Source organism: Terrilactibacillus tamarindi, assembly GCF_009718825.1.
Lineage (GTDB): Bacteria > Bacillota > Bacilli > Bacillales > Sporolactobacillaceae > Terrilactibacillus > Terrilactibacillus tamarindi.
On the sequence record NZ_WNHB01000009.1, the window covers coordinates 81883 to 107912 of the forward strand.

Genomic DNA, 26030 nt, shown 5'->3' on the forward strand with positions numbered 1-26030 from the left:
TTATGAACCGGGCTTATGCCTATAAGATTTAAGGGTGTCCAAAAAATTTGGACACCCTTTTTCTTCCATAGGTCATGTGATTAACTAGTAATCATTTAAGTGGTTTTCTTTTCTTTTTTAAATCTGACATCATCTTTTTATATTTCTTTTCAGATAAAGGATAGAAACAAAAGATGATAATGGATAGTAATGTGAGTATGCCAGGTATTGATGCATTCATATTTTTAATGGCATTAAGGGATGATAATGTCTGGTCGCTATTAGCCACATAACCTGAATAGCCTAAATAATAAGCAGAAAATGTTCCAGCTACGGCCACACCCAATTTGTTAACAAAACTCATACTAGATATGACAACTCCATCTGCTCGTACGTTCGTTTTCCATTCAGCATAATCCACACAATCTGCAAGCATGCCCCAAGCGAGCGTATTTAGTGGCGTTGAAAAAAAACCACAAATAAATAACCAAACCAAAATGAGCATAATTGAGGAATATGACGTAAATTGAAGTCCTGCAAATGAGATAAGGGATATCGTAGCCGATATTATCACGACACTCTTTCTTCCCCATCTTTTTGTTAATGTTGGTATAAATAAGTTACTGAGAAAGGCAGCGCCAAAAAACAAAACAGTTCCTATAAATACGAGATCCTCACGATGGATATTATAAGTAAAATAATATACCATCATGCTCAATCGAATATTAAAACCAATCGAAAACATCAAAAATGTCGAGATTAGAATGACCAAAGGTTTATTTTTCAGCAATGCCTGTATTGTTTTTTTCAAACCTTGTTTCTTAGGCTTTTTAATAATGACACGTTCCCTGACGGTCATAAAGCTGAATACATTTAACAATAATCCAGCAACCGCATAGACTAGCGAAGTCATCTGAAACCCAAAGGAAGCATTATCGCCTCCAAATAGTTTTACCAAAGGGGTTGCACATGATATAGCTAGAAGGATTCCTATATAAACAAGAATCATACGTACGGTTGTTAATACTGTACGTTCATGTACATTATCAGTAATTCGTCCAGTTAAACTATTCACAGAAATCGTTTGAACACTAAAGAACATACCAAGTAAAATATAAGTCACATAAGCGTAAATAATATTGCCCGTTGATCCAAAGTTAGGAGTCGTAAAACATAAAAAAGTACTTGCTGCTAACGGGACCGCGACCCATAGCAGAAAAGGTCTTGCTTTCCCCCATCTCGTGTTCGTCTTATCTAAAAGCGTCCCCATCAATGGATCACAAATAGCATCAAATACACGTACGACTAAAAATAATGTTGCAATCACTTCTGGCTTGATTCCGTCTACATCTGTATAAAAGAAAAGCAGATAGGCATTAACAAATTGAAAAACAATATTATAGGACATATCCCCAGATCCAAATCCAAATCGCTCAATCCAAGTTAAATGACCATTAACATTTGACGGTTGCTTACTCTCAATCTTTAAATTCTTCGTCTGTTCTGCTTCTAACATACTTACCTCCAAGTTTCATTTTTTAGAGAAAACAATCTATCGCAGATGATAAAATTATCAATCAGCTACTTTTTCATCTTATAAAGACAACTTATAGATTGTAAGTCTTAGAATCTTTGAACTCAGGTTTCCGTAATTTATTGATATCAAGCTATCGTTTTATGCGAATGGTCTTTTATTTACAATTTTCATACAAAAGACGATATACGATACCTTCGAAATGATCTTCATCACCTCCTTTATAGTTGGATTTAAACTCTTTACTTAGTCTCACAAACGGCAATTCTCAAGATCCATCATTTAAATGTTATGTCAAATGGTTATACTTGCTAAAAACATAAATTTAAATTGATTTGTATGCAATTAGTAGTTCTCCCATGGTTGAAGTTTCTTTTATTTTGGATGAATACAACCAGAAAGTGGTCTTTCCAACCTGGTCCCTTTTTGAGTCAAAGTCTATACTTTATAAACTGATAAAATAAAAAAATGTGAGTGTTTTGTTGTTAAGCAAAAGTGGACTATCCATTTAAAAGGCTTTCAATAATCGGATGTAGTTATTCTTTGTCTATTTCTATGTGCCGATAGACATGACGCAAAACGGGTATAAGTTTATTAAGATGCGGTAATAAGGCACATGTACGGAGGCCAGTGGGCAGACCTTGAAGGGTAATAACGGGAGAATAGTGAAGAAGTGATAAAAAAACGATCGTTAACCACTATAAATACAGTGTTCCACATACTAATTAAGATGGACGACCCCATTTGTTTGGAGAGGATATCCACTTCCCTTCAATCAAATCAACTGATTATCCTCTAGGAACATTGAGGAGTGAAAAAGCCGCCGTTAATTGCTGGTAATGCCTTTAGCGATATATTGGGTTTCTCCGGTCAATTCATCATCTTTACTGTATGACAATAACCCAAAATATAGATTAGTACTTATTGATTTTTATAACCGAACATCTAACTACTATATATTGTGTCATAAAAGAAAAATCAAATCAACTCATAGGCATTGAGCTTAAGACAAGTCTCTTATATTATTGAAACTATGAGTGAACATGCTTTTAGAACATTGATTGAATGATCAACGATATTAGTAAAATGGCACTTACTTTGGACAGGGAAATAAGTTTTATTCTATAATAAAACTATGGAGGTGTAACAATGAGAAGGATCATGACACTCATCCTTTCAATTAGTGTGGTATCAAGCGGTATTATTATATTGTACACCGAACAGAAAAGTAACGTGCAAACAAAGACCGGTTCAATTGTGGATCATTCACTCCATCCAAAATATATTATTAAAAAAGGGGGTAATGTAAATTCACATACAGAAGCTGCACAATCCTCCGGGTATAAAGGTGGAATACAAAACCTTCCAAATGTAAATTTAAACAAACCAGTCGAGATTACAGAAATTCCTTATTCTCAAGGCAAATAAAGTGAAACTTCCATCGGTGGGGGTTTTCTTCATCCCCCACTGATGGTTAGCTGAACCAATTGGACCTTTACGGGCAGTTGATCCCCCCACCTATCTTCTTTGAACACTCAGAATCTTGAGGTGGGGGTCTTTACTTGCCGTTAAGGCGGGATAAATTCTAAATTAATGACACTAAAACGCCTGGATATCCAAGCGTCTTAATTTTTCTTTTGTTGTTTTTGGTATTTTCCCTCACTAAGGAGGTGCCGTCTCTTTTTTAAGTTGCATCAAACGCCGCCGTGTCATTTGTCATAAACCTTTACTAAGGAGGCACACCTTTTTTAGCATTCAAACTCCTTGAGAACACTGGGATCAGGTTTATGATATTGGTCCAATGATGGAAACAAAACGTTAAAGGCTTTTCTTCATTTTAGTTTTTATAGTTTTGATCACCCTTTAAAGAATTCTTTCAATGGTTCAAAATCATCGGATAGATCAATATCATTTGGTTCTGCTTTTAGTAAACGTTCGATCATTTGTTCTAATTCATCGATATCTTGTTTATCCGTGTATTCAATGAAGTTTAATTCTTCGAGCCAATCGGTATAGGAATGTTTGGCTTTTCCGTAACTATTTCCAAATACGAGACATGGTGTTTTTGTAATAATAGAAAAGATCATGGCATGGAGGCGGTCGGTTATGATTAGCTTTTTAGAACGAATTCGATCAAGCATTTTCATAAAATATTTCTCTCTATCTTCGTAATCAATGGTTTCTACCTCTGATAACACGGTATCCGTACGTTCAACTGTCGTTGTTTCTCCTGCCCAGCGCATTAATTCTGAAATAAAATCTTCATCTGTTACTTTCTCTTTGTCTGCTCTTAATATAAAGAGCACACCTTCCCTTTCGATCTCTCTTGGCACGATATCTAATGACAACACCATGTCTGGTGTATAGATAACCTTTGAATCAAAGGTATTTTTTAACCGTTCTAGTGTTTGCGATTCTCTTGCGACGAGAGTTAAATTAGGGTTTTGATGATAGGCATCCTGCGATTTCCTCTTCTCTAGAATTCCTTTTTCTGTATCTTCAAAATGAACCGATTGTGGTAATGAAATGGTTTTATAATCCTTAAAAGCGGCGAATACTTTTCTTCTATCTTCTTCAATATCAAGATAGAGACTTCCTAAATTACCACCACCTGTAAAACAAACGATATCGTTTTCATGAATGATCTTTTTTACGATTTCAATACCTGCATCCGTTGCATAATCCATAATTTCGATATATTCATAGTATGGAAAGTGATTTCTAATGAATTTTTCTTCCGCATAGGCTATCGCCTGGTCTCCTATATTTGTATAACTTGGCGATCCAAATAAAAATACTTTTCTTTTATCATTCAATAAGGCATCAGCATCCACATTTGGAGCAACACCTTTCACTCGTTTAGTCCCTTTTATAGTTTGTTCGTTCATCTCTTAGGCCCTCCTAAAAAATTAACTTATTTCCGATTGGTAGTATTATTTACCCTAAAAGAGAGATAAGTAATCTGGAAACGTTAACATTTTTTCTTATGAAACTCCCCACTATCATTTGCACTGTAAATAAACTGTAACGCTCTATTAATTTGATTATCACTTTGTAATGACATAATGATAAGTATCCTGATAGAGAAAAAAGGGATAAATAAATTAAATGGAGTGCAAAAACTATGAGAAAACTAATTGTCTCTTCAGCGTTAGTCGTATCATTACTAACAGCAGCAACTCCGACTTTTGCTTACACAGTTAAAAGTGGGGATACAATGACGAAAATTGCAACGGATAATGGTATGGCTCTACAAGATCTGTCAAAAGCTAACCCACAAATACAAGATTTAAATTCTATTTTCGTTGGTCAACAAATAAACTTAAACGGTTTAAATACTAGTACTGAGGAAACAACTAGCCAAAAGGTAGACTCAAACTTCAAGCCATTTACGGCTACCGCTTATTCAATGGGGACTGTAACGGCAACGGGAACTAAAGTAGCACAAGGAAGAACCATAGCCGTTGACCCTAACGTAATTCCATTAGGATCAAAAGTAGAGATTAAGAGTGATATTCCAGGAGTTTCAGGTATTTATACGGCTGAAGATACAGGATCAGCAGTTAAAGGAAATAAGATTGATATATATATGAATACATATGATCAATGTGTTCAATTCGGTTTAAGAGATATTCAATTAAGAGTGTTAGATTAATAGGGACCTATTTGGTCTCTATTTTTTTCTCTCATATTCCCAAGTGCTATGCGTTTGGCTAGGATGCATTCCACAATAGAAGTTACTCCGGCCTTCATCTTATTATAAAAAGCCCTAATTGTTGTAGCTGTATGGAAAGATACCTCCGCCTTGGTCTGATTCATTAGCATTTTAACTCTTCAATTTATTCTCTAAGTACTCCGATACCCATACACAATATTGGTTGTCATTTATTGGAAATACATTGGTCTCATAAGGGAGTGGGATCCATGAAATAATCGCAACAATGTTGGAAAGTTGTCTTAACAAATCCACCTCATCTTCTGAACGAATACAGACGATTTTATCGTAATTTTTTTGTTTATAACCTTCAATAAGAAGAATATCAATGTCTGTCAATTGATAAATAGCCATCCAATCTAGCTGAACATTTGTACTGAACGTTAACAATCCTCCTCCCGAAACACCTGAGAGGACTGATCCTGCCTGCAACAGACGTGTAGAATCTTTATCTTCAGGAAGAAGTGGCGTACCTCCATGCCCATGATGCTTAAACGAACCGGCCTTATATCCTTTTTTGGTTAAATAACGAAGAATGTTTCCTGCAACTGTGGTTTTCCCACTATTTTGATAGCCTACAACTTGTAAAACCAGTGGTTCAGTTTTCAACGATTCACCTCCCATTCCTTTTTTTAAAGAGATCCCATGCTGTTAAGGCGGGATAAAGATTTCACCCGCTACAATTCAAGTAAATGGTTATAGTCATTTTTTGTATTAATATTTATAAAAGATGTGTCCTCAATGGACAATGTTTTAACAGAGACATAGAGTACATTACATTGTTCCAATAATTCCATCATACTCTTCCTATTAGTCCTTAACTGACATTCAATTTTTTCTTTTACCCTGTGATGGTATAACCCGATCAATGGCTGCACACGTCCGTTGACGTATGGAACAACCACTTCGTGGGTTTTTTTCTCTTGAACCTGTTGAAGCAACATCGAGACTATTCTGGAAGTAATCAAAGGAACATCACATGGAAGGACAAAATACCAACACGTTTTTGTACTCTCCATGACTGTTAAGATGCCAGACAGTGGTCCTTGTCCTTTATACGGTTCCTTATCCTTCATTACTCTCATGTTCTTCAGCTGATGCAATTGTGGAAGGTGACTGACGATGGTTACATCATTTACGAAAGGTTGTAGTGCCTGTATAGAATATGTAATTAGCGATTTTCCACGCCAAGTGACCAATGCCTTTGGTTCTCCAAAACGACGCGAACGTCCTCCCGCAAGAATAATACCTGTTACATCTTTTTTATTCATCCTTGTTTCCGCCTCCAAACAAACCGGTTGAATGATCGAGTCTATTAATTTACAACCATGTTTCATTCCCTTCCTTATCTTCCAATAACAACACATCAACTAAACTGCCTGCTGAATATCCTTTTGTACCGGCTTGTAAAACGATGAAACTATTAGATTCCAATAGTGAGGACACCATATTCGACTTATCTTTTCCGGAAGGTTCCACGTAGATCTTTCCATCACAGAAAGAAATCTTCCCACGTACAAAACGCGTCACGGGACTTGGTTTTGGAAAATCTTTATGTAAAATGGCTTGTGTTCTTTTTATAAAAGGCTTTGACTGGCCAAGCATCATCTTAATAACGGGCCTAGCAAAAAGCTCAAAGCCAACATAACATGCAGCAGGGTTCCCTGAAAGTCCAATGAGAAGTTTGTTATGAATCACTGCTGCGGAGGTGATGCTTCCTGGACGCATCGCGATCTTATTAAATAGAACTTTTGCACCCAGTTCTTTGTAAATCCTTGGCATGTCGTCATCATCACCGACCGAGATACCTCCCGTTGTAATGACCACATCAGTTTCATTTAGGACATTTCTAATCTTTTCAATTGCGTTGTCAAGCTGATTTCCTATCTGTCCATAGTTGTGTGGATCCATTCGACACCTATTGCATTGAGCAATTAGCATATAAGTGTTACTATTACGAACCTTCCCAAACTGAAGAGGCTCCTCCAGATTGGATAAATTGTTCCCTGCTGCGATGATTCCAACTTTCGGCTTTCGTGTAACCGTGATGTTATTGTATCCAAAAGTGGCAAGTGATGCGATAATACCTGGATTTAACACGGTGCCTTTCTTTACGAGTAGCTGGTTCTCCTTTATATCTTCCCCAATTTGGCTGACATTTTCTCCTTTAGATACTGGACGTCTGATTTCTATATACTTTTCCCCTGGTTTCTCTACAACTTTAGCACGTTCAGTCATGATGACCGAATCAGCACCATTTGGCAAAGGTGAACCTGTCATAACTTTTACAGCCTGTCCCTCTTTGATCGTTCCGCTCCACTCATTCTCTCTTCCAACTGTTCCAACAATCTCGAGAAAAACAGAGTGACCTTTTTCCGCTTTACTCGTGCTCATAGAGGGAATAGCATAGCCGTCGTATGGTGACCGAGTATACGATGGAATCGGATGCGTTGCGTAGAGATCATTGGCTAGCACTCTTCCGAAACTGTCTTCTAAATGAATCGTCTCGTTTGATAATTGCTTTGATACAGCCGCCAATTTCTGAACAGCCTCTTCCACTGGAATGGGTTTACGAGTAAGAACCAAAATACGACACCTCATTCTTTCGTTTTAATTTAAAAAAACAGCAGTGTTACAAGTTCTGTAATATCGAATTTGATGATTTTTTAATTTAAAATAGTAAAACCATACTTTTGAAATATTTGAAGGGCACCCTTTGTTTGTAAAAAGTTAAAAAAGGCTTCGGCTTCCTTTTTATGTTTTGTTGTTTTGATGACTCCAAGGGGATAAATAATAGCACCATGCGTCTTAGTTGGTGCCGATTTTACTATTTCCACTTTATCCGATTGCTTAGCATCTGTTTCATAAACCAACCCCGCATCCACATTCGTTGTTTCCACATAAGTTAAAACTTGACGTACATCTTTCGCATAAACCATTTTGCTTTTCAATCCATTCCATAGTTTTAACGTCGTTAATGTTTGTTTGGCATAGGTCCCTGCAGGTACTGAGTCTGGCGTCCCGATGGCTAATCGATGAACCTTTGGACTAGTGAGCTTATTGAAATCATGCAACTTATTAGAGGATTCCTTTGACGTGATCAGGACTAATTGATTTCCTAACACATTTTTCTTTTTTTTGATCAATCCCCGATCAACTAATTCTCTAAAATTGTCTTCATCTGCAGAAAAAAAGAGATCAACAGGAGCCCCCTCACGAATTTGTTGTTTCAGTGTGCCCGAACCACCAAAATTAAAGACGACTTCCATATGGGTTTGTTTTTTATCATATTGTTTCCGAATAGTTTGTAAAGCGTCCTGGAGACTAGCAGCAGCTGATAGGGTAATGGTCACCTTCTTATGAACGTTGTCATCATCTTGATGTTTTGTGCTACTAGCCGAACAACCCGATGATATTATGAGTATGAAACAAACAAATAGGTAACAGCTATATCGCACTCCCACATTTCCCTTCTTTCGATTTTTAAACAGTTTGATTTGCTACTTGAGTCAAATCTGATGATGTTAAATGGTTACTTAAGATTGGCTCATTCACTTTTCCTTTTATAGGTTCCACTTTTACCACCTGTCTTTTCTAATAAATAAGTTGGACCGATCGTCATATTACGATCAATCGCTTTACACATATCATAAATGGTTAGTGCACAAACAGAAGCTGAGGTTAAAGCTTCCATTTCCACACCCGTGTTTCCCTTTGTCTTTACAACGGAGTAAATCATCAATTCATAACGATCTTTATCTACTTTCCATTGAAACGTGATATTAATTCCAGTTAAAGGTAATGGATGACACATTGGAATGATATCTGATGTTTTTTTAGCCGCCATAATGCCAGCTATTTGAGCAACAGAGAGTACGTCCCCTTTTTTAACTTGACCATCGGTTATCTTTCTGTAGACTTCTTCCGATACTAGAATACTCGACTGAGCTTGGGCAATTCGTATGGTCTCTTTTTTTTCCGATACATCAACCATCCTTGCATGACCTTGCTCATTAAAATGGGTAAATTCACTCACTTTGACGGTCTCCCTTCTTTATCCTCCACTGACCGGTGGAATAAGTGCAACGGTATCTCCTTCAGCAATGATGTCGGTCTCCGTGGCGTATTTTTCGTTGATGGCAATCATAACCCCCTGAGTGGGAAGTTTATATTGATTTTCCATCAACTCTTTAAATTCCTTTACGGTCAATTGTTTTTCACGTATAGCCAATTTTTCACTTCCAACCTGTTCACGAAGGTGGGCAAATAATAAAACTTGAAACATTGACGTATCACACCTTTGATTGATTTTCTGTGTAAGAAACAGTTCCCTCTTGATTGCCAATCCATAGATCTCCATCTTCCCAATGTTCTTTTTTCCAAATAGGAACCAGCGTTTTTATTCGTTCAATCGCATAACGATTAGCCTCGTACGCATCTGACCGATGTGGTGAGGATACAGCGATAACGACGGCAATATCCCCTATATCCAAGTGTCCGATTCGATGAACAATAGCAGTTACTGTGCCGGGCCACTGCTTCTTTATTTCTTTACCAATATTAGAAAGCATCTCTCGGGCCATTGGTTCATAGGCTTCGTATTCTAAATAAAGTGTCTTTTTATCTTGAGTCATCTCTCGAACGGTCCCAATGAACGTGACAATGGCTCCGGCATTCCGGTGCTCTACTTGATTAATCACTTTTCCGATATCTATCGGGCGGCTGACAATGTCGAACATCTAGTTTCCTCCTCACCATAGAGATTTTCATAATGTCTTATAAAAAGTATATGTTGTCCCACGGTATCAATTAGTGTCGATTTAATTCCCAGATGACATGAGCCAACTCTGGAAGAATGAGTTTGTTCATCGCAAGGCGAACCGCTCCACTCGATCCAGGCATGGCAAAGATTACTTTATTTTGAACGGTTCCTGCAAGTGCACGACTCATTAATGCGGCACTCCCAATGTCTTCTGTGTAACTGAGCATTCGAAATAATTCCCCAAACCCGACGATTTCTTTATCTATCATCGCTTTCACGGCCTCAATGGTCACATCTCTTTTTGTAATCCCTGTTCCACCATTCATTAAAATAGCTTGCGTCTGTTCATCTCTACATCCCCAGCGTATCGCTTGTTGAATCATTTCTTTCTCATCTTTGACGATATGATAAGCCGACACACTAAACCCTTGTTTCTCTATTAAATCGATGATCAAAGCCCCACTTTTATCCGTTTCTGTCGTACGCGTATCGGAAATCGTGATGACCTGGCACCTTATGCGCTGGTCAGCTTGTCTCTTATGTTCCTGAACACTCATCTATCTCACCACCATAGAAAATTGAAAGTTAACGTATTTTTGAGCTGGCTGCTAGTAACAAGAAGGAGATCAACACACTTGCTAACACCCAACCCCACATTTTCAACAGATCGCCAGCGTCATAAGCCGTGTAGACAGCCATGGAAAGTGTCTGTGTTTTCCCGGGTATATTCCCTGCGACCATTAATGTGGCGCCGAACTCTCCTAGTGCTCGTGTGAAGCTTAAAATAAAACCCGATAGCAGTGTTTTCGAGCATAATGGTAACTCAATTTTTAAAAACGATGTCCATTGATTCGCTCCGTCTACCAATGATGCTTCTATGATTTCCTTATCAATCGATAGAAAGCCCGATGTTGCGGTTTGGTACATTAAAGGAAAAGCGACGACAGCTGAAGCCACCACAGCCCCTTGCCAAGTAAACAACAACGTATGAGAAAATAGCCATTCTGTTATCCTGCCGAACACACTTTGATTCCCCAATAAAGTAATTAGCAAAAGGCCAATCACTGTCGGAGGTAACACAAGAGGTAGCATGAGAACTGTCTCTACAACGGTTTTTCCTCTAAATGTTTGATTTACCATCAGTCGAGCGATCAACACACCAGTTATGAAAACGATAATCCCTGCGACCACACTAACTTTAAGGGTAACTCCAACAGGCAGCCAAAAATCGATCAATTTACTCATTCCTTTTGTTACGCCAATTTTTATCTTTTAGTGCGTGTTCAAAAAGGTGACAAATTAGAAGCAAGAAGGTCAAGGCGGCGCCGTTTTGAGGACCGGAATGTAGGTTTTTACTACATGAGGACCGGAAAAACAAGCCAACGCCGAGATTCGTAGCTTATCATTTGGTGACTTTTTGAACAACCCCTTTTAGTCTCAACATTTTTCATTTAAATACTCTATTAAAAACAGTTAACCTTATTTCTTAACAGGACCATTCACTGTCTTGACTTTCTTCACATAATAAGAGCACATCGATTTCCTCACCTCGAGTAAATCCCTCAGATCGACCAGGTAATACAGACAGGGCATTCGCTTCGACAAGAGACGAGATCATATTGGGTTTATCCAGGCCCGTGGGGGATGCGATCAGTCCATTTTCATTAAAGAATACATGGCTCCTCACAAAACGGGTAAATGGATTGGACGGGAAATCTGCCATTAACCTAGCTCTTGTTTTCTTTAAGAATGGCTTTGACGAATTTAAGTAGGTTTGAATGACCGGTCGTACAAAGAGTTCAAACCCTACATAACAAGATGAAGGATTACCGGATAAACCAAACAATAATTTTCCGTTGAGTTCAGCAACGGTCGTGACACTCCCCGGACGCATCGCGATTTTGTTAAATAGGACCCGGGCCCCAAGCTTTCGATAGATTGCCGGCATATAATCAAAATCACCAACGGATACACCGCCCGTTGTAATAAGAAAGTCAAATCGTTCGAGTGCCTGTGAAATGGATTGATAACATTCTGCAAATTTATCAGCTAATTTGCCTAAATCATGCGGCTGCCCACCTGCACGCTCAATTTGTGCTTGAATCATTTGTCCGTTGCTGTTTCGAATTTTACCCGGAACAATCGGCTCGTCTATTTCTAAGAGTTCGGTTCCAGTCGTATAGATGCCAATTTCCGGCTTTTTTATCACCTTCACTTTGGCATATCCGAATGTCGATAGAACCGCTCGAACACCTGGGTTAATAGATGTTCCTTTAGTCAAGAGAACGGTCCCTTGTTTGACATCTTCACCTTTATAAGTCATATTTTCGCCTGCAGCAACTGGTTTCGTAATCGAAATAAATGGATGACCATTTTTTTCATACTCTTCTGTAGACTCGAACATCACAACCGCATTGCACTGATCCGGAATCTGAGCACCCGTCATAATCCGTACTGCTTGAAAATCATTGACTTCTTTAGATCCAATGAAACCAGCACCAACCTCTTCAATCACTTCAAATTCCACAGGATTGCTAAGACTTGCTTTCAGTGAATCCTTTGCTATTATGGCATAACCATCATAACGGGATCGATGAAAATGAGGAACATCATGATCGGCTACCACATCTTCCCCTAAATACCTGCCATAGGTCTCTTCAAGAGAAATGGTTTCCGATGGCCCATTATAGGCATAGTTCATTACTTTTTGAACTGCTTCACTTACCGGTATCGGTGTTCTTCTTTCTACCATGTGTTGTTTCTTTCCTTTCCCAATTGACTATACTTACCCGTCATAATTCCCGGGTGATAGGTCTATTATCCTAGAATTTTCTGATAAACCCGTTTGGCATAAGCAATATCGTTTGTTCCATGTATTAAGGCTCGTCCATCTTTAAAGAGGACCATGCGTTCCTTTTCGTAGTGAACCTGAACTAAATAGGGATTCGCCTGCGCCTCATAGCCGGCTTTTTTTAATCGAGAAAGGAGATGATTGATATTCAGATTGACAGGTTTTGGAGGACGTACCTGTACCGTTTCTCTTCCGCATAAAACCATGGTTTTCATTCCATTTGTGACATCAAGAAAAGGATACGTTCGTTCTTTACCACAGGATAAGCAGTCTTCTCTTTTTGCTTTTGTCATATCGATACTTTGAAACTGATTGTTCCAAAGATCAAAGGAGACAAATGTTGTTCTGATAGCAGTCCAATCTTCGGCAAGAATTTTCAAGGCTTCGGCTGTTTGATGAGCCGTAACCATTTGGACGGCTGGGGCGATAATTCCTCCGGTTTCGCACGTCATGCTTTGAAAAGGAATGGACTTCCATAAGCAATTCATACAAGGTGTTTTACCAGGAATCACCGTAAAACTCATTCCGAAGCTTCCAACACAAGCTCCATAAATCCAAGGTATGGATAATTTTTGCGAAATATCATTGATGATCCACCGTGTTTCAAAATTATCCGTGGCATCAATCATTAAGTCATGACCCTCAGCCATTGCCTCAAGGTTCGAGGCATTTACATCTTTGATACAAGCAACAATGGAAACTTCATGATTGATCGCCGTTAAGTGTTTCTTGATGGCAATCGCCTTCGGAGTCTGATCGTGCGCGTCACGTTCAACGTATAGCTGTTGACGCTGAAGATTGCTCCATTCCACATAGTCTCGATCCACGATGGTTAATTGCCCCACTCCTGCTCGAGTGAGTAATTCAGCATTAGCCGTTCCCAAGGCACCAGCACCAATGATTAGCACTTTCTTTTTCTGTATGTTTCTTTGTCCCTTTTCTCCAATAGCAGAAAACATGGTCTGCCTGGAATAGCGATCCTTCACTGTCCTCTCACCTTCTCTTCCTTATTTCTGATTTCAGGTTAACCGCCTATATAGGACATCTCTACTTTTTTTCTGCCATCCTTAGGGACATTTTTTAACAGTTTTTGCCGTTCTTCAGAGTAACGATCCGTTCTTCTTTCCCATACATTCTTTACAACCTTTTGTATTTCGCTATCAGTTGCACCTAAACGTAACGGCTTGCGGAGATCTGTGCCTTTCGTTGCAAACAAGCATGTAAATAATCGACCCTCAGCTGACAGCCGTGCTCTCGTACAAGTGGAACAAAACGTATCCGTAACAGATGAGATAATCCCTATCTCTTTTGTCGTTCCTTTATACATAAAGCGGGAGGCAACCTCTCCTGGATAATTGGGTGCTACAGGTTCTAAAGGAAATTCCTTATTAAGTCTATCCAAAATCTCTTTCTTACTAATTACTTGACTCTTATTCCACCCGTTGACGTTTCCTACGTCCATATACTCGATAAACCGTAAAATATGGCTCGTCTCTTTAAAATATTTAGCCATAGGAACAATATCTTGCTCATTTATACCCTTTTGAACGACCATATTAATTTTTACTTTCAGTCCCGCTTTCTCAGCAGCCTCTATCCCAGCAAGTACGGAGTTTACTTTCGCACCTTGCCCATTTATTTGGCCAAAACGTTGATTGTCTAAGGAATCAAGACTCACTGATACACGATGGAGTCCCGCTTTTTTAAGGCTATCTGCATATTTCGGAAGTAAGACACCATTCGTTGAGATCGCAATATCATGAAGACCTTCTATTCCATGAAGCATTTGAACCAATTTATGAATATCACGGCGCAGCAAAGGTTCTCCACCTGTAATTCTTACTTTCTGTACACCAAGATTAACAAAAATCCTTGTGAGACGCTCTATTTCTTCAAAAGTCAGTAAGTGTTTTTTAGATAAAAATGGATAATCCGGACCAAATATTTCTTTTGGCATACAATATTGGCAACGAAAATTACACCGGTCCGTCACCGATATTCTCAAGTCTCTAAGCGGTCGTTTCAATTGATCATCGAGCATCTTTATCTCCTTTCAAACGTAATTATTATATACACGATTTATTCCATCCTTCGTGAATTTCTGAAGTCATCATCCGTTCACGCGTTAAGTCGTTTTATGCGCTTATTCATTTTCTTTCGCCATTCGTCCGCTAATTCTTTAACTGCTAGTAATCTTTTAATTCCATCAATATCATTTGGTTTATGAAGATAGATTTGATGACTAAAAAGAACAGAACATCTTTTTGGGTGTCTTTTGATTAACACGATATCCGAATTTTTCCTGATCGTTCCTTCTTTCAGAACACGGGAAAGATAACCAGTAAATCCGGTTTCCACCATTTTTTTGAGAAGATTGGGCAATCCTGTTCTTTTTGAGATTGTACTGCACGGAATTCGACTTTGCGTGATTTGGATGACGGCTTCACCTATTTGATAAATATCTCCAATACAAACGTCTCCTTCCAACATATGGGTAACTGTAAGATTTTCTCCAAATGCAGCAGAGGGTAATTGAACACCGAATTCCTGTTGCCAGAAAGAATAATGTTCAAACGGATAAACACATACAGCACGATCCGGACCGCCATGATGCTTTAAATCAGCGACACCATCGTTAAGGAAACCGTTTTTTGTTAAAACTGCTTCCTCGACTTTGATTTTACATATTCCAGTCGTCATTTCCTTTCCCTGATTGTCATCCATTTTTTTGGGTAACCCAATGGCCAAATTCATTATTTTTTGATTATTGTTCCGCATGTTGTTAAACGTCCTTCTATATATAAAGAATATTTTGGAATTGTTCAAACAATAATTTAATAATAACGTTTATTCTTTCTATTATCTACATCGGATCATCAATTGGGATGATATTCACAGCGCAACTTTTGAATCCTGGAATTTTACTGTACGGATCTAAAGCCTGACTTGTCACTCTATTGATACTCTGATTGTCACCCCAATGAATGGGAACAAACACAGTATCTTTTCTTATCCGATTCGTGAGTTTACTTCTAACGGTGGCACTTCCTCTTCTGGACTCCAATTTGACCCATGCTCCATCTTTAATATGAAATTCTTCAGCTGTTTGTGGGTGTATTTCAAGAAAAGATTCATTATTGTCACTATTCAATTGAGGGCTTCTTCGAGTTTGGACGCCGGTTAAATAATGTTTTAATATACGGCCGGTAGTCAAATAAAGTGGAAATTCATCACTCGTTTTCTCTTTCTTATCTTCATTTAGTACTGGAGTAATATGCGCTTTACCATCAATACTAGCGAATGACTCTTCAAACAGACGCGCTTTACCTGAATCATCAATAGAAGGACATGGCCAGTACAATCCGCCGCTTTGTGTCAATCGATCATACGTTATACCATAATAATCGGCCTTCCCACCGCGACTAGCCACTCTTAATTCGTTGAAAATGTCTTCAGGTGAAGTGAAAGAAAAGAATTTTTCTTTTCCAAGAACTCTCGCAATCTCACAAAGAATCTCCCAATCATGCTTAACGCCCCTAGGAGGGTTCTTAGTTGCCCTTCTTAAAGTTACTCGTCCTTCTAAATTTGTCATCGTTCCTTCGTTCTCTAGATAAGAAGACGTTGGTAAAATTAAGTCAGCCATTCGCCCTGTTTCTGAAAGAAACATATCCACGACCACAAGGAACTTTAATTTCTTTAATCCTTCTTCTACAAAGTTTGCATTAGGGTTAGACACCACCGGGTTTGAACCCATAACAAATAATCCCGTAATCTCCCCTTGATGCACTTTTTCCATCATCTCATAGGCTGAAACCCCTTTTCCAGGTAGGGTCTTTTCATCAATATTCCATACTTTAGCGATATAGGATCGATGCTCAGGGTTCTCGATAGACCTAAACCCAGGAAGTTGATCTGCCTTCTGGCCATGTTCTCGGCCGCCCTGACCATTACCTTGACCCGTAATTGCACCATATCCACAGCCGTTACGTCCTATTTTCCCTGTAACAAGCAAGAGATTAATGAAATTTCTAACTGCTTGAGTTCCGTCTATTTGTTGCTCGACACCTCGCGCGGTAAATATCATACCTGTTTGTGCTTTTCCAAACTTCAATGCGACCTGTTTTATTTGATCAATCGAAATGCCCGTAATGTCCTCAATCTGATCAAGTTGAATGGAAGCTAAGTGTTCTCGTAAAAATTCATACCCGCTTGTTCGCTCTTGGATAAACTGATGATTGACCAGTTCATGATCTACTATTATTTTAAGAATACCATTAGCTAGGGCAGCATCAGTTCCTGGTTTAATTTTCAAATGTAAATTTGCAAGGGCTGTTGTTTCAGTCTCCCGAGGATCAATATTGATAATGAAAGCGCCTCTTTGCTTTGCTTTTGAAAAATAAGGAGTCAAAGTTGGTTGACATTCAGCAAGATTTGTTCCAACTAAAATAATACAGTCAGCATGAAGAATCTCATTAAGTCCGTTTGTTAGCCCTCGATCCATACCAAAGGCTTTTTGTGCTGCACTGGAAGCAGCAGCCATACAAAATCTTCCATTGTAGTCGATATGTTTAGTCTGCAGAGCCACTCGAGCAAATTTCCCGAGTAAGTAGGCTTCCTCGTTAGTGAGCGAACCGCCACCATATACACCCAGTGCATGATTTCCTTCTTCCTGCTTGATTTTAGTAAATTCACTTTTAATAATAGTTAATGCTTTCTCCCAGGAAATAGGGACAAACTTATGATTAACCTTTAATAGAGGTTGAGTGATACGGTCTTTCGCCATCACATGCTGATGAGCGTTACGCCCTTTTATACATAGGCGCCCTTCCGATGCAGGATTGTTAACGGGAATGACTTCATATTTCTTTTGATCACTCGTCTCGTATTCAACCAATTTCATCTTGCACTGAACACTGCAAAATGGGCATTGAGTGTGATACTCCTTCTTCGTTCCGTTAAATGGAATCTTATTTTGCTTGTTCCCCTTATATTTTTTCCCTAACACTTCTTGTAACAGTGCTTCAACATAATTTTCACAACTTCCACATGTTCGTGATGCTTTTGTACACGTTTTTACCTGTTCAACGGTATCTAGTTTTTGTTCATGAATGGCTTGTACGATCGTTCCTTTTGTGACCTGGTTACAATCACAGATAAATTCATCGTCTGATAGATTTAATACGCTAGATTGGTGATTATTTACGTTATTTAATGAAGACTCAAATGGAGAATGCCCGTCTTGAATTTTACTTCTTTCACGAACCATTTTTGCTAACCGTGGACCATCACTGATATCCCCAAAAAGAACAGCACCAATCACTGTTCCTCTCTCGCATAAAACTTTCTTGTATATGCCTTTACTTTTATCTTCTAGACAAAATGCTTTTGTTCCCGGACGATCTATAAATTCCCCGACCGAAAAAACATGAACTCCAGATACTTTTAACTTAGTAGCAAGAAAAGAGCCTGTATAAGGTTCAGTTTCAACGCCGCATAAATGTTTTGCTAAAACAGCCCCTTGCTCATATGATGGAGCCACTAATCCATATAAAGAACCACGGTGCTCTGCACATTCCCCAATCGCATAAATATTGGGTACATTTGATTCTAGAAAGTCATTCACGACGATGCCTCGATTCACTGCCACTCCACTTTTCTCGGCAAGTGAAACATTGGGACGTATACCAACGGCCATGATCACAAGGTCCGCGTCAAGTTCCGTTCCATCCTTGAAACGTACTTTGCGAACACGTTCATCACCGATAATTTCTTCGGTTTCTTTATTCATTACAAAATTTAATCCTTGTGATTTTAGTTCTTCTTCTAATAATTTGCTTGCTGTATGGTCTAACTGTCGGTTCATTAAATAATTCGATCTATGAACAACCGTTACATCCATAGATCGATTAACTAACCCTCTTGCAGCCTCTAGGCCAAGTAAGCCACCGCCAATCACAACCACTTTTTTATAAATCTTAGAGGTATTAATTAAGTATTTACAATCATTAATATTCCGATATCCCATAACGCCTTCTTTATCAACTCCTGGAATAGGAAGGATATATGGACGAGAGCCTGTAGCGATGATTAATTGATCATATTTTGTAGGCGCCATTTCGTCAGTGTAAATCATTTGATTCTTTTTATCTATAAACGTGATGGGATGTCCTGTACATAAGGTCATGTTATTTTTCCGATACCAATCCCAGCTGTTGAGAAAAATGTTATCTAAATTCACATCACCTGATAATACATTGGATAATTGAATACGATTATAATTCGGATAAGGCTCATCACCAAAAATCGTGATCTCAAATTTCTCCTGTGATATTTTTAATATATGCTCGATACAGGATACACCCGCCATCCCATTTCCAATAAGCACTAATCTTTTCTTATCCAAATTCTTCACTCCCAACAAAAAGATGACTACATCCGATTTCATGATTTATCACGCCTTAACGGCAAGTAAAGACCCCCACCTCAAGATTCTGTGTATTCAAAGAAGATAGGTTGGGGGATCAACTGCCTGTAAAGGTCCGATTGGTTCAGCTAACCATCAGTGGGGGATTAAGAACCCCCACTGATGGAAGTTTCACTTTTATTCTTTTTCTAGAAAAATCCTTAATCTTTAGCTGACATTGATCGTTTGGTCGTCCTGTTGACCGTTCTTCATCCATGATTTTCTCCATGAATAGATAGCTAATAGTAAAACACCCAAAACGATAAGGCCAGCGATAGCAAAACAAAGGAATCCTGTTGTATATGTACCTGTTGCCTGTTTCAGTGTTCCTAACAGAGTGGGTACAAAGAAGCCCCCTATTCCTCCTGCTGCTCCAACAATTCCAGTAATGGTTCCGATCTCTTGACCAAAGCGTTGAGGGACAATCTGAAAAACAGCACCATTTCCCATACCAAGACATATCATAACAATTATTAAAAAGAACATCATGGCATAATATGTGGGCAGAAAACTTGCACCAAACATGGATAATGCTAATCCAGCAAAAACAAACTTAAGGACATTTGTTCCACCAAATCGATCAGCAATAAATCCGCCAAGTGGACGGGAAATACTACCTACTAACACACAAAGAGTCACCGAATCCCCAGCACTGACTTTTGGTAATCCATACTGTGAAACAAAAAATGCGCTTAAGAAACTCGTTAGACCGACGTATCCCCCGAAAGTGACAGCATAAAGGATACAAAAAATCCATGCGTCTTTCACTTTGAAAAGTTTAAAATAATCTTTTATTGGCTTAGGTTTAGGTTGTGATGGCGCATCTTTTGCCATAAAAATGTAAGCAATAAATATTAAAAGCAAAGGGATAATGGCGAACCCGAGAACATTGTGCCAACCAAATTTTTCAGCTAAACGGGGTGCAAACAACGTAGCAAAAACCGTTCCGCTATTTCCGGCTCCAGCGATTCCCATCACTAATCCTTGTAATTGTGGAGGGTACCAGCGACTGGCTAATGGTAAAGATGCTGTAAAACTCCCGCCAGCTACACCTAATAAAATCCCTATACAAACTAGCTCACCAAATTGATGACCAAATAGCCATCCCCAAAGAAGAGGGATAACCGAAATTAACATACCGCCAATGGCTGTTTTTCTCGGTCCAATGAGGTCACATAAAATCCCCATAGCAATTCGAAAAATTGAACCACCTAACGCAGGAAGTGCAACAATTAAACCCATCTGAGCAGGTGATAATCCAAAGTCCTGAACAATAAAGGCTCCAAGCGCGCCTAAAATAACCCAAATCATGAAACTCACATCAAAATACAGTAGTGAAGCAATGAGAGACGGTAAGTGTCCTTTATTTTTCAAATCTGCTAATTTCATAATAACCACCAGCTTTCCGAAAATATATAATATTATGACTTTTTATGGTGTAATGTAGAGATAGAAAGTTTTTTCATGCTGCTTCCGTGTTAACTTTACCTGTAAACGATCAGTCCACACGAGATCCATGATTACAAAGAACATCTAACGCCTCTAAACACCGACCTCATCTAGTGCAACTGGGCTTTGGTTATCCCTAAACCATTGTAATTTATCTCTGAACCTGACAACTTCACCGACAACAATCATCGCTGGATTAACAATTTGATGTTTTTTCGCTTCATCAATGACATCTTCTAACGTAGCTGTTATCGTGCGTTGTCTTTCCGTCGTTCCCCACTCAATTAGCGCAATAGGTGTTGTTGGTTTTCTACCATGGGTCATGAGATTTGAAACAATATGTGGCAGTGTTGACACACCCATATATATGGCTAGCGTGTCTACACCCGTGGCTAGTTTCTGCCAGTCAATCATTTCTTTGCCACCTGATTTGCAATGCGCAGTAATAAAAGCAATCGAACTTGCTATATTTCGATGAGTGACCGGAATTCCTGCATAAGCTGGGGCAGCGATACCTGCCGTAATACCCGGAACGATTTCAAAATGCACAGCATTCTCAGCTAAATATTCCGCTTCCTCACCTCCCCTTCCAAAGATAAAGGGATCTCCTCCTTTCAACCGTACAACCGTTTGATGCTTTTGAGCAAAAGTCACAAGTAACTGATTAATAGCTTCTTGTTTTAACGGGTGCGCATGTGGAAATTTTCCACAATAGAATAGTTTGGCTGAAGGTTTGGCTTCTGATAGCAAGTCTTTATTGACAAGGCGATCATACATGATAACATCTGCTGACTGAATTAAACGAAGTCCTTTCACGGTGATAAGGGTCGGATCACCTGGACCGGCTCCAACGAGGTATACCTTTCCCATTCTTTCCCTCTCCTTTATCTATTGTTTGAACAGATTCTTACTTATTAAAAGATTCATTATAAACGCACCGATCCGGATTTTTAATCGAAGGATTATCTAAATCGTCGATAACAATAAAAATGTCATCATTTTGTATTTTCACTGGGAATGTACTAACACAGCCTTCATCTGGCGCCTGAACAACTCCATCTACAATACCTATTTTCCAATTATGCATGGGACAAAAAACATACTCTCCGCTAATCATTCCTTCAGCAAGAACGCCTTCGCGATGAGGACAACGGTTTTCAATTGCATAGACTTTTCCAGTAGAAAGTTTAAATAGAGCAATACTTTTTTCCCCAACAAGCACTGTTTTCCCTAAATTTACAGGTAACTCACTATATTTTGTAACAAAGACATTCTTCCCCACGTTTTCCACTCCTTTTTACTTTTCATTTCCTCCAACATGAACTTTTTGATAAAGTTGTTTCTGTGTTTCCTCGTTAGCTAAAACAGATGCCCATGGATCTTCGATTGGTGATAAGGCTTCATCCATGCGTTGATTTAACTGATCTCGTATCTCCTTATTCGATAGGACGTCACGGACATGTTCGATACCGACACGTTCAATCCACGCTGACGTTCTTTCCAAGTATTTCGCATTTTCTCGATAATATTGGAGAAAGGCTCCCGCATACTCAAGAACTTCTTCGCTTTCTTTAACTTTACATAGAAGGTCCGCTGTTCTTAATTTTGTACCTCCATTTCCTCCAACGTAGATTTCCCATCCCCCTTGAACGCCGATTACACCAACGTCTTTGATTCCCGATTCTGCGCAACTTCGCGGACAAGCGGAGACACCCATTTTCACTTTATGGGGTGTATTTAATCCTTCAAATTTTTTCTCTAATTTAATTCCCATACCGATGGAATCTTGAGTACCGAAGCGACAGAATTTTTCACCTACACAGGTTTTAACCGTACGTACAGATTTGCCATACGCAAAACCAGAACGCATATTTAGATCCTTCCACATTTTTGGAAGATCTTCTTTATCAACGCCAAGTAAATCAATGCGTTGTCCACCTGTCAGTTTGATCATTGGCACGTGATATTTATCTGCAATATCAGCAATTTTTCGAAGTTCATCCGAATTTGTCACACCACCGTACATTCTTGGGACAACAGAATAGGTCCCATTCATTTGAATATTGGCATGCATACGTTCATTAACAAACCTAGACTCTTGATCATCTGCATAATGAATAGGATTGACCATATTCAAATAGTAATTTATAGCTGGTCGACATTTTGAACAACCCTCTTTATTTTCCCAGTCTAAAACATTCATGACTTCTCGAACATTTGTCAATCCCATTGTACGAATGGCTGAAACCACTTCGTCTCGCGTCATCGTTGTACAGTCGCATACGGGCTCTTCTTTCTTAGTGGAATCAAACTTATCGCCGATCGTCAATTTTAACAAATCAGCAACCATTGATTTACATGTTCCGCATGACCGAGATGCATTTGTACATGCTTTGACTTGATCCACCGTTGTTAACCCTTTTTCATTAATGGCTTGAACGATCGTTCCCTTGTCTACACCATTACATCCGCATATAATCTCATCATCTTGCAAACTACCAACGATACTCGTTTCTGAATTCTTTTCCTTTTCCTTATTCAAATAGTCTTCTACATCAGCCTGTTTATTAATTAAACTCGATAAGTGTGCACTTTCATTTGTATCTCCAAATAAAATGGCACCTTTTATTTTTCCATTTTCAACCAAAATCTTTTTATATGTCATACCCCAACCATCATAAGATTTAATCGTTTTCGTATTCTCTAGTTCATGAATTTGACCAGCAGAGAAAACATCCACTCCAGATACTTTCAGTTTTGCTGAATCTATCGAGCCTGCATAACCAGCTGTTTTTTCTCCACAAAGATGGTGGGCCAGGACCTTCCCTTGCTGATAAAGCGGAGCGACCAATCCATAACAACGTTCCCGATGCTCTACACATTCTCCAACAGCATAGATATCTGGTATTTTCGTTTCCATGAAATCATTGACAATAATCCCTCTATGAGTGGGAATCCCATTTTCTTCTGCTAATTTAATATTTGGACGGATACCTACAGCCATAATGACTAAATCGGCTTTCAGTTCATCACCATCGCTAAATTTCAATCCATTAACATATTCATTACCTGTAATCTCAACTGTTCGCTTATTTAGCAGAAATTCCATCCCTTGCTTTTCTAATTGAAGTTGTAACAAATGTGAAGCTGTTTTATCCAATTGTCTATTCATTAGGTACTCACTAATATGAACAACCTTTACATTAAGACCTAAATTCAAAAGACCACGGGCCGATTCAAGCCCAAGTAAGCCGCCTCCAATGACCACAGCATCTTTGCCACTTTTTGAATACTCAATTATTTCCAGACAATCCTTGATATTTCGGAAGGTGATCACACCTTTTTTGTCCGCTCCAGGCAAGGGTAGAACAAAAGGATTAGAACCAGTCGCCAAAATTAATTTATCATAAGGAGTTATTCTATTTTTATCTGTTTTCACCAGATGTTTGTCTTGATCAATCTCGATGACCGTTTCACCTGGATATAGCCGAATGTCATTTTTTTCATACCAATCCCAGCTATTCAAAGTAATATCCTCAAGTTCAGTATCCCCTTGCAATACTTTAGATAGTTGAATCCGATTGTAATTAGGATAAGGTTCATCGCCAAATACTGTTATGTCAAACTGATCAGGAGCTATTTTTAATATATCTTCAAGACAATGAATACCAGCCATTCCATTACCAACGAGCACTAATTTTTGTCGCGGCATCTAATCCCTCCAAATTTAATAAATAGTTGAAATTGTCGAATATTTAAACATGTATCTATTCTACATGTTAAAATTGATAAATTCAACCCCAAATGTAAGGAAATCTATCATTTATTGTTTTGAATGTTTACATACCGCCTTTGGGTACATACCTTAATGGTTTCTGTGGTTTGTATAAAACTTTCATCCTGTATAAAGGAACTTAAAGTCGCCATGCATAAAAAAAACACCACAGCCTTTAAAAGACTGTGATGCCTATATTTATTACCATACAAACAAGCCAACGAGCATGGCACTTAGTAAAGATACGGCCATCCCACTCACCAATAACTTCCAGACGTTCTTTCCAATCACGACTGCTTTCTCGGGATCTTTTTGGAAAATGGAATTATAGGTTCCGTAGATCATCCCAATCGTACTGAAGTTCGCAAACGACGTGAGGAACACCGTGGCGACGGCAATGGTATGCCGATTTAATATCGTTAAGTGCGATTTCAAATCCATCATGGCAATAAACTCATTGGTAGCTAATTTAATTCCCATCAGTTGAGCCACATACATCGTATCGTGTCCATTCAAACCTAATAAAAAGGCAAATGGGCTAAACATGTAGGAGAAGATTTTTTGAATGGTCAAGCCTTCTGCGAACAAACCGAAAAATCCATTTAAACTAGCCGTCAAGGCAACATAACCAATCACCATCGCTAGAATAACAATGACCATATTCATGCCTACCAACATGCTATTGGAAATCGTTGAGAAAAAGTCATTCTTATCTTTTTTAGCAGGATTATAGATGATATCGTCTTCTTTGTTAATATGAACGGGATTTAATACATTGGCGATAATTAAGGCATTTAAACAGTTTAATGGAATCGCACAGAAGACATAAGTTGGCGGCACCATCGATAAATAAGCCCCAAGAATCGAACCACTGACACTGCTCATACTCATAATACCAAATGTTAATAACCTTCTATCATTTAATGTAAGTAACTGATTACGAATAACCGCTAAGGCTTCGGTATTCCCTAAAAACATCATCTGAATGGAAAAGAAACTTTCCAATTTTGGCAATCGAGAAACCTTCGATATGAGCCAGCCAACTTTATCAATAATCCATGGTAATATACCAAAATAAGATAGAATATCAAAGAATGTGACGACAAAAATAATGGGAAGCAGCGCACTAAAGAAAAAATCAATTTGTGGTTGCTTCATCACGGATGGAAAGGCAAACGCTATACCTTGACTTGCACACAAAGTGAGCCACGTAAAAAAGGACGCGATCTTATTTATAATAAACCCACCGACTTTTGTTTCTAGCATGAACCAAGTCATCAGTAACTCGACTCCAAAAAGAACAAGAATCGGTCGCCATTTTACTTCTTTTTTATTTGGCGAGCAGAGAAAAATGATCGCCATGACAACGAAAACTCCTAATAAATTAATCATAAAATACATGATAGCCAACTCCTAGATGTTGTTATGATTTTAATTCAATTAGGTATCTCCTATTTCTCAATAATCAAAGCAACCATAAAAAACCCCTCTTTTTCCACCTT

Annotated in this window: 24 protein-coding genes and 1 pseudogene; 3 read left to right on the top strand and 22 right to left on the bottom strand. The window is 38.6% G+C overall.

What is annotated here, in order from left to right:
• Nucleotides 1-91: 91 nt before the first annotated feature.
• Nucleotides 92-1495 carry a glycoside-pentoside-hexuronide (GPH):cation symporter gene (locus tag GMB86_RS07340; protein WP_155218235.1) on the bottom strand — a complete coding sequence of 468 codons (1404 nt, stop codon included), beginning with the start codon at nucleotides 1493-1495 and terminating at the stop codon, nucleotides 92-94.
• Nucleotides 1496-2662: 1167 nt separating this feature from the next.
• Between GMB86_RS07340 and GMB86_RS07345 the strand changes: the two genes are divergently transcribed.
• Entirely contained in the window at nucleotides 2663-2941 is a 279-nt protein-coding gene (locus GMB86_RS07345; RefSeq protein ID WP_155218237.1) for a hypothetical protein, read from the top strand.
• A gap of 428 nt (nucleotides 2942-3369) precedes the next feature.
• On the opposite strand, the gene GMB86_RS07350 is transcribed toward GMB86_RS07345, so the two are convergent.
• Nucleotides 3370-4401, bottom strand: a complete 1032-nt coding sequence (locus GMB86_RS07350) for a polysaccharide pyruvyl transferase family protein (protein WP_155218239.1) — start codon at nucleotides 4399-4401, stop codon at nucleotides 3370-3372.
• Between the two features lie 236 nt (nucleotides 4402-4637).
• On the opposite strand from GMB86_RS07350, the gene GMB86_RS07355 reads away from it, so the two are divergent.
• A complete protein-coding gene (locus GMB86_RS07355) occupies nucleotides 4638-5168 on the top strand; it encodes a 3D domain-containing protein (protein ID WP_155218240.1) in 531 nt (176 codons plus the stop codon).
• Nucleotides 5169-5339: 171 nt separating this feature from the next.
• Here the strand turns inward: GMB86_RS07355 and mobB are convergent, their stop codons facing one another.
• The 9 genes from mobB to modB form a co-directional block, all read right to left on the bottom strand.
• Nucleotides 5340-5837 (bottom strand): molybdopterin-guanine dinucleotide biosynthesis protein B, encoded by a 498-nt coding sequence (mobB, locus tag GMB86_RS07360; RefSeq protein ID WP_196220153.1) that lies wholly within the window; start codon nucleotides 5835-5837, stop codon nucleotides 5340-5342.
• 68 nt (nucleotides 5838-5905) lie between these two features.
• Complete coding sequence (mobA, locus tag GMB86_RS07365) at nucleotides 5906-6499, bottom strand: molybdenum cofactor guanylyltransferase (protein ID WP_196220154.1); 594 nt, start codon at nucleotides 6497-6499, stop codon at nucleotides 5906-5908.
• A gap of 49 nt (nucleotides 6500-6548) precedes the next feature.
• Complete coding sequence (locus tag GMB86_RS07370; RefSeq protein ID WP_230459038.1) at nucleotides 6549-7814, bottom strand: molybdopterin molybdotransferase MoeA; 1266 nt, start codon at nucleotides 7812-7814, stop codon at nucleotides 6549-6551.
• Between the two features lie 80 nt (nucleotides 7815-7894).
• On the bottom strand, nucleotides 7895-8686 hold the full coding sequence (modA, locus tag GMB86_RS07375) for a molybdate ABC transporter substrate-binding protein (protein ID WP_408033833.1): 792 nt from the start codon (nucleotides 8684-8686) through the stop codon (nucleotides 7895-7897).
• Between the two features lie 89 nt (nucleotides 8687-8775).
• Nucleotides 8776-9264, bottom strand: coding sequence for a cyclic pyranopterin monophosphate synthase MoaC (gene moaC / locus GMB86_RS07380; protein WP_329602805.1), 489 nt, complete (start codon nucleotides 9262-9264; stop codon nucleotides 8776-8778).
• A gap of 18 nt (nucleotides 9265-9282) precedes the next feature.
• Complete coding sequence (gene moaD / locus GMB86_RS07385) at nucleotides 9283-9513, bottom strand: molybdopterin converting factor subunit 1 (protein WP_155218250.1); 231 nt, start codon at nucleotides 9511-9513, stop codon at nucleotides 9283-9285.
• Nucleotides 9514-9520: 7 nt separating this feature from the next.
• Nucleotides 9521-9967 (bottom strand): molybdenum cofactor biosynthesis protein MoaE, encoded by a 447-nt coding sequence (locus GMB86_RS07390; protein ID WP_155218252.1) that lies wholly within the window; start codon nucleotides 9965-9967, stop codon nucleotides 9521-9523.
• 70 nt (nucleotides 9968-10037) lie between these two features.
• Entirely contained in the window at nucleotides 10038-10547 is a 510-nt protein-coding gene (locus GMB86_RS07395) for a MogA/MoaB family molybdenum cofactor biosynthesis protein (protein ID WP_155218254.1), read from the bottom strand.
• A gap of 28 nt (nucleotides 10548-10575) precedes the next feature.
• Nucleotides 10576-11235 carry a molybdate ABC transporter permease subunit gene (gene modB, locus GMB86_RS07400; RefSeq protein ID WP_155218261.1) on the bottom strand — a complete coding sequence of 220 codons (660 nt, stop codon included), beginning with the start codon at nucleotides 11233-11235 and terminating at the stop codon, nucleotides 10576-10578.
• Between the two features lie 30 nt (nucleotides 11236-11265).
• On the opposite strand from modB, the gene GMB86_RS15965 reads away from it, so the two are divergent.
• Entirely contained in the window at nucleotides 11266-11388 is a 123-nt protein-coding gene (locus tag GMB86_RS15965; protein ID WP_268987298.1) for a hypothetical protein, read from the top strand.
• An 88-nt stretch (nucleotides 11389-11476) separates the two neighbouring features.
• Here GMB86_RS15965 and GMB86_RS07405 read toward each other — a convergent pair whose 3' ends face one another.
• The 11 genes and pseudogenes from GMB86_RS07405 to GMB86_RS07450 all read right to left on the bottom strand — a co-directional run bounded on the left by GMB86_RS07405 (nucleotide 11477) and on the right by GMB86_RS07450 (nucleotide 25929).
• Nucleotides 11477-12742 (bottom strand): molybdopterin molybdotransferase MoeA, encoded by a 1266-nt coding sequence (locus GMB86_RS07405; protein ID WP_155218263.1) that lies wholly within the window; start codon nucleotides 12740-12742, stop codon nucleotides 11477-11479.
• A gap of 65 nt (nucleotides 12743-12807) precedes the next feature.
• Complete coding sequence (locus tag GMB86_RS07410; protein WP_329602806.1) at nucleotides 12808-13827, bottom strand: MoeB/ThiF family adenylyltransferase; 1020 nt, start codon at nucleotides 13825-13827, stop codon at nucleotides 12808-12810.
• Between the two features lie 38 nt (nucleotides 13828-13865).
• Entirely contained in the window at nucleotides 13866-14882 is a 1017-nt protein-coding gene (gene moaA, locus GMB86_RS07415; RefSeq protein WP_155218265.1) for a GTP 3',8-cyclase MoaA, read from the bottom strand.
• Nucleotides 14883-14959: 77 nt separating this feature from the next.
• A complete protein-coding gene (locus GMB86_RS07420; protein WP_155218267.1) occupies nucleotides 14960-15619 on the bottom strand; it encodes an MOSC domain-containing protein in 660 nt (219 codons plus the stop codon).
• A gap of 85 nt (nucleotides 15620-15704) precedes the next feature.
• Nucleotides 15705-17846 (bottom strand): assimilatory nitrate reductase catalytic subunit NasC, encoded by a 2142-nt coding sequence (gene nasC, locus GMB86_RS15740; RefSeq protein ID WP_408033834.1) that lies wholly within the window; start codon nucleotides 17844-17846, stop codon nucleotides 15705-15707.
• Nucleotides 17847-17858: 12 nt separating this feature from the next.
• Nucleotides 17859-19286 (bottom strand): annotated as a pseudogene (locus tag GMB86_RS15745) (FAD-dependent oxidoreductase); the annotation flags it as partial.
• A gap of 186 nt (nucleotides 19287-19472) precedes the next feature.
• On the bottom strand, nucleotides 19473-20693 hold the full coding sequence (locus GMB86_RS07430) for a nitrate/nitrite transporter (protein WP_155218271.1): 1221 nt from the start codon (nucleotides 20691-20693) through the stop codon (nucleotides 19473-19475).
• A gap of 153 nt (nucleotides 20694-20846) precedes the next feature.
• The gene (gene cobA / locus GMB86_RS07435) at nucleotides 20847-21623 is read right to left on the bottom strand and encodes a uroporphyrinogen-III C-methyltransferase (RefSeq protein WP_155218275.1); all 777 of its coding nucleotides are present in this window, start codon (nucleotides 21621-21623) and stop codon (nucleotides 20847-20849) included.
• Nucleotides 21624-21660: 37 nt separating this feature from the next.
• Nucleotides 21661-22044, bottom strand: a complete 384-nt coding sequence (nirD, locus tag GMB86_RS07440) for a nitrite reductase small subunit NirD (protein ID WP_329602807.1) — start codon at nucleotides 22042-22044, stop codon at nucleotides 21661-21663.
• Nucleotides 22045-22050: 6 nt separating this feature from the next.
• On the bottom strand, nucleotides 22051-24465 hold the full coding sequence (gene nirB / locus GMB86_RS07445; protein WP_155218276.1) for a nitrite reductase large subunit NirB: 2415 nt from the start codon (nucleotides 24463-24465) through the stop codon (nucleotides 22051-22053).
• 264 nt (nucleotides 24466-24729) lie between these two features.
• The gene (locus GMB86_RS07450) at nucleotides 24730-25929 is read right to left on the bottom strand and encodes a nucleoside transporter C-terminal domain-containing protein (protein WP_155218277.1); all 1200 of its coding nucleotides are present in this window, start codon (nucleotides 25927-25929) and stop codon (nucleotides 24730-24732) included.
• Nucleotides 25930-26030: the final 101 nt, after the last annotated feature.

Bases quoted from the DNA above. Each gene is read 5' to 3' on its own strand.
- GMB86_RS07340 (WP_155218235.1), bottom strand. From the start codon at position 1,495: ATGTTAGAAGCAGAACAGACGAAGAATTTAAAGATTGAGAGTAAGCAA.
- GMB86_RS07345 (WP_155218237.1), top strand. From the start codon at position 2,663: ATGAGAAGGATCATGACACTCATCCTTTCAATTAGTGTGGTATCAAGC.
- GMB86_RS07350 (WP_155218239.1), bottom strand. From the start codon at position 4,401: ATGAACGAACAAACTATAAAAGGGACTAAACGAGTGAAAGGTGTTGCT.
- GMB86_RS07355 (WP_155218240.1), top strand. From the start codon at position 4,638: ATGAGAAAACTAATTGTCTCTTCAGCGTTAGTCGTATCATTACTAACA.
- mobA (WP_196220154.1), bottom strand. From the start codon at position 6,499: ATGAATAAAAAAGATGTAACAGGTATTATTCTTGCGGGAGGACGTTCG.
- moaD (WP_155218250.1), bottom strand. From the start codon at position 9,513: ATGTTTCAAGTTTTATTATTTGCCCACCTTCGTGAACAGGTTGGAAGT.
- GMB86_RS07390 (WP_155218252.1), bottom strand. From the start codon at position 9,967: ATGTTCGACATTGTCAGCCGCCCGATAGATATCGGAAAAGTGATTAAT.
- GMB86_RS07395 (WP_155218254.1), bottom strand. From the start codon at position 10,547: ATGAGTGTTCAGGAACATAAGAGACAAGCTGACCAGCGCATAAGGTGC.
- modB (WP_155218261.1), bottom strand. From the start codon at position 11,235: ATGAGTAAATTGATCGATTTTTGGCTGCCTGTTGGAGTTACCCTTAAA.
- GMB86_RS07405 (WP_155218263.1), bottom strand. From the start codon at position 12,742: ATGGTAGAAAGAAGAACACCGATACCGGTAAGTGAAGCAGTTCAAAAA.
- moaA (WP_155218265.1), bottom strand. From the start codon at position 14,882: ATGCTCGATGATCAATTGAAACGACCGCTTAGAGACTTGAGAATATCG.
- GMB86_RS07420 (WP_155218267.1), bottom strand. From the start codon at position 15,619: ATGCGGAACAATAATCAAAAAATAATGAATTTGGCCATTGGGTTACCC.
- GMB86_RS07430 (WP_155218271.1), bottom strand. From the start codon at position 20,693: ATGAAATTAGCAGATTTGAAAAATAAAGGACACTTACCGTCTCTCATT.
- cobA (WP_155218275.1), bottom strand. From the start codon at position 21,623: ATGGGAAAGGTATACCTCGTTGGAGCCGGTCCAGGTGATCCGACCCTT.
- nirB (WP_155218276.1), bottom strand. From the start codon at position 24,465: ATGCCGCGACAAAAATTAGTGCTCGTTGGTAATGGAATGGCTGGTATT.
- GMB86_RS07450 (WP_155218277.1), bottom strand. From the start codon at position 25,929: ATGTATTTTATGATTAATTTATTAGGAGTTTTCGTTGTCATGGCGATC.